This window comes from Bathymodiolus azoricus thioautotrophic gill symbiont (assembly GCF_001298715.1).
Lineage (GTDB): Bacteria > Pseudomonadota > Gammaproteobacteria > PS1 > Pseudothioglobaceae > Thiodubiliella.
This window is the reverse complement of the sequence record NZ_CDSC02000505.1, coordinates 1-7,085: the sequence shown is the minus strand read 5'-3', so window position 1 is coordinate 7,085 and position 7,085 is coordinate 1. Positions and strand designations below refer to the sequence as shown.

3 protein-coding genes and 2 pseudogenes are annotated in these 7,085 nt (G+C 39.4%); 1 reads left to right on the top strand and 4 read right to left on the bottom strand.

Annotation, left to right across the window (positions count from 1 at the left end):
• Nucleotides 1–293: 293 nt before the first annotated feature.
• Nucleotides 294–517: pseudogene (locus BAZSYMA_RS09490) on the bottom strand (transposase); the annotation flags it as partial.
• A gap of 151 nt (nt 518–668) precedes the next feature.
• On the opposite strand from BAZSYMA_RS09490, the gene msbA reads away from it, so the two are divergent.
• A complete protein-coding gene (msbA, locus tag BAZSYMA_RS09485; RefSeq protein ID WP_090718520.1) occupies nt 669–2,387 on the top strand; it encodes a lipid A export permease/ATP-binding protein MsbA in 1,719 nt (572 codons plus the stop codon).
• Between the two features lie 24 nt (nt 2,388–2,411).
• Here msbA and BAZSYMA_RS09480 read toward each other — a convergent pair whose 3' ends face one another.
• From BAZSYMA_RS09480 to BAZSYMA_RS09470, 3 genes and pseudogenes are all read right to left on the bottom strand, one after another.
• A complete protein-coding gene (locus BAZSYMA_RS09480; RefSeq protein WP_090718517.1) occupies nt 2,412–3,788 on the bottom strand; it encodes an aldehyde dehydrogenase family protein in 1,377 nt (458 codons plus the stop codon).
• A gap of 8 nt (nt 3,789–3,796) precedes the next feature.
• Entirely contained in the window at nt 3,797–5,422 is a 1,626-nt protein-coding gene (locus BAZSYMA_RS09475; RefSeq protein WP_090718514.1) for an acetolactate synthase large subunit, read from the bottom strand.
• Between the two features lies 1 nt (nt 5,423).
• Nucleotides 5,424–6,927 (bottom strand): annotated as a pseudogene (locus tag BAZSYMA_RS09470) (FMN-binding glutamate synthase family protein).
• Nucleotides 6,928–7,085 lie beyond the last annotated feature (158 nt).

The window sequence follows — 7,085 nt, the reverse complement described above, 5'->3', positions numbered from 1 at the left end:
GCAAAGAGAAAGGCAAGGGCTATGGTAAAAAGCATTTTAAAACCATGGCTTATTTGCTTAGTGGAAAGTTGGACTTAAATCGGGTTAATGGGTTTTTACCCACTTGTTTTTAACAAGAGCCATCTAATTTTTGTTCAATTGTAAAGTTAGCTCGTTCTTTTCTAGATTTTATTATTTGTGTCATTATTGACCTCCTTGTATTTTGTATTATAAGGCTATTTTTGTGTTTAAGATTGTTAGACCATTACAATAAAACGCCTGAACATTAAGTCTCTGGCGATTTGTTTTTCTAGGGCTTCATCACTTAGGTTGTACCAAGCCTGAAGGATAAGAATTTTAAACATCATCAGTGGTGGGTAAGCTGGTGCACCAGGTACTGACGAGTATAGGCTTGAGAGGGTTTTCTCTATCTCATTCCAATTGATGATGATGTGAACATCGTCAAGCTCTGATAGAGATTTGTGTTCGATAACTAAGGCATCTGCAAGTGAGGATTGTTGGGTGTTTTCCAAGACATTTGGTGTTGTTTTTAGGGTTGTTTTAGATAGGTGTTATTTTACCAGATTGGTGGCTTTTGGTTGATTTATACAAAGGTCTCCAATTAACTCTTTTAAAAATTTACACCCTCAGGTTAAAGCATGTTCTGATTTTTAGGTAAAATTCTTACAATGGGTTACAAAAACTTTATTTCAAGACTGTTCTATTATCTAAAGCCTCATGTTGGCAAGCTTGTCTTCACTTCTGCGATGATGATATTTGCAACAGTATTGGAAGGCTCAATTCCTGAAATCACAGGGCGCATTATTGATGACTTGTTTGTTGGTGAGCGCAATACACAAACCGCACTACTTTATGCGGGCATACTACTTGCTGTGATTACTGCCAGTTCTTTATTTGCACTAACTTCTACTGCGGCAAGCTCTTGGGTATCTAACAAAGTGATTATGGATTTGCGCGCAAATATGTTTGCCAAATTGCTAAAATTACCCAAGGCGTATTTTGACCAACATCCTACTGGTGAAACATTGTCTAAACTCACCTATGATGTAGAGCAAATCGCCAATGCTGCCTCTACTATTTGGCTAGAATTTGTCAAGTCTTTTGTATTTGTTGTTATTCTCATTACTTACTTATTTTATAAAAGTTGGGAGCTCAGCCTATCTCTGATTATCTTTCTACCGCTAGTATTCTTAGCAGTTAAATTGTCTTCTACGCGTATGCGTAATTCCAGTAGAAAAGTACGACAATATATGGGTAATATGACACACTTGTTGAATGAAAATATTTCAGGAAACTCATTAGTCAAAATCTACAATGCACAAAATCAAGAAAGTAATAAATTCTTTGCGTTGATTCAAACGATTCGCCAACAACGCTTTAAAGTGGATATGGCCAGTGCTTTTAATATGACTTTTGTTAATATTCTAATCGGCTTATCTTTGACAAGTGTGGTGTATTTTTCTGCCACTTACTTAACAATGACTGCCGGTGAATTTTTGTCTTATTTCACCGCAATGGGTATGTTGGTCAAACCATCTAAAAGTTTAATTAACATCAACAAACCTCTACAAATAGCAATAGCTGCTGGTGAAAGTGTATTTGGACTGATAGATGAAACACAGGAACAAAACACTGGCAAAAAACAACTTAAAAATGTCAAAGGTACGATTAAATTTAATCATGTTTCTTTTGGCTATACCGACCAAAAAAATGTACTTAATAATATTGATTTAGACATTAAAGCAGGCGAGACTGTTGCCCTTGTTGGCTCTACAGGTAGCGGTAAAACCACTATCATTCAACTCTTGGCTAAATTCTATTCACCAAAATCAGGCAGTATTACCATTGATGGTACCGATATTTGCGAATTTGAACTGGATTCATTACGCACGCAAATCGCCTTTGTTGACCAGAATGTACGCCTATTTAATGACACTGTAAAAGGTAACATTGCACTGGGTCAAACTCAAAATATGAACGATGAAAAGATTAAGAACGCAGCTAAAATTGCAAATGCTTATGACTTTGTAGAAGCCTTAAGTGAAAAATTTGATTCTCGAATCGGCGAAGATGGCACCAAGCTCTCTGGTGGTCAACGCCAGCGTTTGGCTATCGCCAGAGCAATAGCCAAAGACAGTCCGATTTTGATTCTTGATGAGGCGACTTCTGCACTTGATTCTGCCACCGAGCGAAAAGTTCAAGCAGCCATAGATGAAATGCAAAAAGACCGCACTACTATTATTATTGCTCACCGTCTAAGCACAGTGCAAAAAGCCGATAAAATTGTTGTACTTCGTCAAGGTGAAGTCACTGAACAAGGCTCACACCAAGAATTACTCAGTGCAAATGGTGAATACGCCTCACTATATAAACATCAGTTCAATTAATTCTTATAAACCCTTATCGTCAATTCATTTTTTGACAACTATCATCTTATGCTCAAGCATATCACGCATCGTATAACCAATGCCTCCGATACCATAGCCTGAGTGTTTTCTACCAGCAAACGGCATCCAATCTACTCTAAAAGTAGTGTAATCATTAATTATTACTGCACTTGCTTCTAATTTTGCAGCCACTTCCATTGCCCTTTGCACATTATCGCTAAATACTGCAGCTTGGAACGAAACATCCAAACTGTTTGCTTGTTCAATTGCTTCGTCAAGTGTTTTATAGCCATAAATACATACCACAGGGCCAAACACCTCTTGTGTAGATACTTTAGCATCTTTAGGTGGGTTTAGTAGTACTGTTGGTTCATAACTCACCGCATTAATACGCTTGCCACCTGTTATCAACTGCGCACCTGATGTGATTGCTTCATTAACCCAAAGCTCAATTCTATCCGTCTCTTTTGCTGAAATGAGCGGACCTAAATCGCAGTCTTCGTTAATCGCATCACCAACTACTTGCCCAGCGGCAACAGTGGCAATTTTCTGCGCCAAATCTTGCATGCGCTTTTCAGCTACATAGATGCGTTGCACTGAAACACAAACTTGCCCAGAATGATACATACTGGCTTTTACCACACCACTTACAAAATCTTCTTCGTTTGCATATTCATCAAAAATCAGCGGTGCAACACCACCGTGCTCTAAGGCACAACGCGTGCCTGGTGCAAGTTTTGATTTGAGGCTCCAACCTACTTTGGCAGAGCCAATAAAGCTAAAAAATGCCACACGCGGATCGGTGACTAATTTTTCTGCATTTTCATTATTCAGCAGAGCGACTTGCACCCAACCTACTGGCAATCCTGCTTCTTGGATTAACGCCGCTAAACGCAATGTGCAAAGTGGCGTCAAACCAGCAGGTTTGATAATCACAGGGCAACCACTGGCAATTGCAGGGATAACTTGATGTATTGCTAAATTCAGTGGGTGATTAAAGGCACTAACTGCCACCACCACACCAATTGACTCAAGTATCGTGTGTGCCTTGTGCCCTACTCCTGCTGGCGTATAGTCCATCGGGATTTCTTCACCTTTAATATTGCCCAATTCAATAATGGCAATGCGAATACCGCTAATAGCGCGGGTGACTTCCACTCTTGCATCACGAATGGGTTTACCGCCCTCATTTGCAATTAAGCGTGAAAAATCTTCATGCTCAATCTCTACCAAATTAGCTAATTTTTGCAATACTTCAATGCGTTGAGCCTCTGGCAATCGCCCTGCTTTATGTAGTGTTTGAGCCATGGACAACATCTGCTGTACCCGTGTATTGTCATGCATTTCTAATTCAGCCAGGGTTTCACCCGTATAAGCCTGTTTAACGATTAATTTTTCCATAATGCCCTCTATGCGTTTCTTAGTTGTTTAGGAAATAACGCTTTGTTTTCTTTATAGTCAATTGGCACATCAATAATATGCACGCCACCTTCACTAAAACAAGACCCAATGAGTGGCAAGAATTGATTTGCATCCTCCACTTTATGTCCTTTTGCGCCATAACTATCAGCATATTTAACAAAATCAGGATTGTTATATTCAAGTCCAAAATCATCTAAACCTTGCCCCTCTTGCTTCCAGCGAATCATACCAAAAGCACTGTCGGTTACAATAAGTACTACCAAATTTAACCCAAGGCGTGTGGCGGTTTCAATCTCTTGTGAATTCATCATAAAACCCCCATCACCGCAAATTGCCATCACTTGTCGCTGTGGATATAACAAAGCACAAGCTATTGCACTTGGTAACCCTGCACCCATTGTCGCTAAAGCATTATCAAGTAATACAGTATTAGACATATAAGTGTGATAATGTCGTGCAAACCAAATTTTATACATGCCGTTATCTAGCGCAATAATGGCGTCTTTATCAAGTCCTCGACGCACATCAGCAACAATACGCTGTGGCAATAAAGGATAAGAATCGTCATTATCTTTCTCGTGAATAACTTGCTTAATACGCTTTCTAAATGCTAATAATTCTAGCGAACAATTGTTTAATTTTAATGCTTGCGCCAAACGATTAACCGTAGTTTTAATATCACCTACAATCTCAAGTTGCGGAAAGTACACTTCATCAACTTGTGCAGAATTGAAATTAATATGAATGACTTTAGTGCCACCTTCATGCATAAAAAATGGTGGCTTCTCCACCACATCATGGCCAATATTAATAATTAAATCTGCTATTTCAACTGCTTGGTGCAATACATCACCATCAGATAATGCGGCTGTACCTAAGAATAACGGATTTTCACAACTCACCACGCCTTTACCCATTTGCGTATTAAAAAATGGAATACAGGTTCTATCAACAAAATTTTGCATTGATTTAAATAATTTTTTACGATTGGCACCAGCGCCAATTAATAGCAAAGGATTCTTGGCATTTTCAATCATTTCTACCGCTATTTCTATAGTCTTCTGGTCTGCATCTGGGCGACGAATCTCATGTACAGGAAATATATGCCAATCTTTTACCTCTTCAAACGCCACATCTTCAGGTAACTCTAAATGCACTGCACCTGGTCTTTCTTCTTCTGCCAAACGAAAAGCATCTCGCACTAAAGAGGGAATCATACTGCCGTTAACAATTTGTTTGCTGGATTTAGTGAGTGGCTCCATCATGCGCACAATATCAATAATTTGAAAACGCCCTTGTTTACTAGAATTAATCGGTTTTTGCCCCGTAATCATCAGCATTGGGAATCCACCCAATTGTGCATAAGCAGCGCAAGTAACGAAATTGGTTGCACCAGGACCTAAAGTTGCCAAGCACACGCCTGTCTTACCCGTCATTCTGCCGTAAGTGGCTGCCATAAATGCTGCACCTTGCTCATGGCGAGTTAGTACAAATTTAATACTTGAATCTTGTAAAGAATCTAAAAAATCTAGATTTTCTTCACCAGGAAGACCAAAAATATACTCAACACCTTCGTTTTCTAAGGCCTTAACAAATAAATCAGATGCTTTCATACTACCCCCCTAAATGTTGTGATGGATAAAGTTCACTCATTGGGATTGAGCGAGCATTATTTTGTACAATACGCACATGATTTCGATTTAACTCCCTAGGCTCCGACACACCACAAGAATGAGCAATAACTTCAACTGCATGATTCATATTGTGTACATAGTTAGCGACTTTGATTGCTTTATTTTTCGGGTCTAGTCCTTTTTGCAGGCGTTTATTATGTGTGGTAATACCAGTTGGACAGGTATTTTTATTGCATTTTAATGCTTGAATACAACCAATTGAAAACATAAACCCACGGGCACTGGTTATAAAGTCTGCCCCAGCACATAACGCCCATGTTACCTCAGATGGCGTGATTAGTTTGCCAGAAGTAATGACTTTAACGCGCTCTTTAAGATTATATTGAATGAGTTTATCAACCAATAAGGGTAGCGTTTCTTTAATGGGTAGACCGACATTATCTAATAGTGACATAGGTGCTGCCCCTGTGCCACCATCACCACTATCTAGCGTAATAAAATCTGGTGCGCAAGCCTCCGCCACGCTTGTTAATCTCTTGGAAAAAATCATCTAGCCAATCGGTTGCGCCAATTACCGATTTAAATCCAGTAGGCTTGCCAGTAACCTTACGCACATGATTAATCATATCCAACAAATCTTGTGCGCTACTGATTTCAACATGTCGATTAGGTGATATAGCATCTTCACCAACGCCAATACCACGAATTTGTGCAATCTGAGGTGTTACCTTAGCACCTGGAAAAATACCACCTTTGCCAGGCTTTGCGCCCTGACTCATTTTAATTTCAAACATTCTGACCTGCTCATGTTCGGCAATTTCAGTTAATTTTTCATCGCTTAATTTACCCTGCTCATCACGCACGCCATATTTTGCTGTGCCTATTTGAAAAACAATATCTGCACCGCCTTCTAGATGGTAAGGCGATAGACCACCTTCACCAGTGTTATACCAACAACCTGCTATTGCTGCACCGTTTGAAAGTGCCAAAACTGCAGGTTTGGAAATTGCACCAAAACTCATGCCAGAAATATTGAAAATCGATTTTGCCCTGTAAGGCTTCTGACAAAAACCTTCACCAATAGTAATTGGGCGTGTTTCAGATGCATCTTCATCTAGGGTTGGAAAAGGGCAATTGGCGAAAATCACAGTGCCTACAGGATTTAGATTTTTGGTTGAGCCAAACGCAACTGTGGTGCCTGTATTATTAGCCGCTTTATGTACCCAATCACGCTCTACACGATTGAATGGCATCTCTTCTCTGTCCATAGCAAAGAAGTATTGGCGAAAAAATTCACCCAAGCTAGAAAAAATACTACGAAAATGCCCAACAACAGGGTAATTACGCAACACTGCGTTCTTTCTTTGGGTAATATCAAAGATAAAAACAACGACAATGAGTAAAACCAATAAGCCAATCACAAAAACAAACAGTGTGGATAAGGCCTCCAGAACAGGACTTGCTGTTTCAAGCATCTCTATCATATTCTTCGTTTTCATGCTTAAGATCCTTTAATGGTATTGCTTGCAAATTATATTATCTAATGATACTCTGCCTTGTCCATAAATCACAATAACCAAGAACATTACACCCCAAAGTTTGTGGTCATAATAACCACCCTGCCAAATAACTGGGTAAAGTG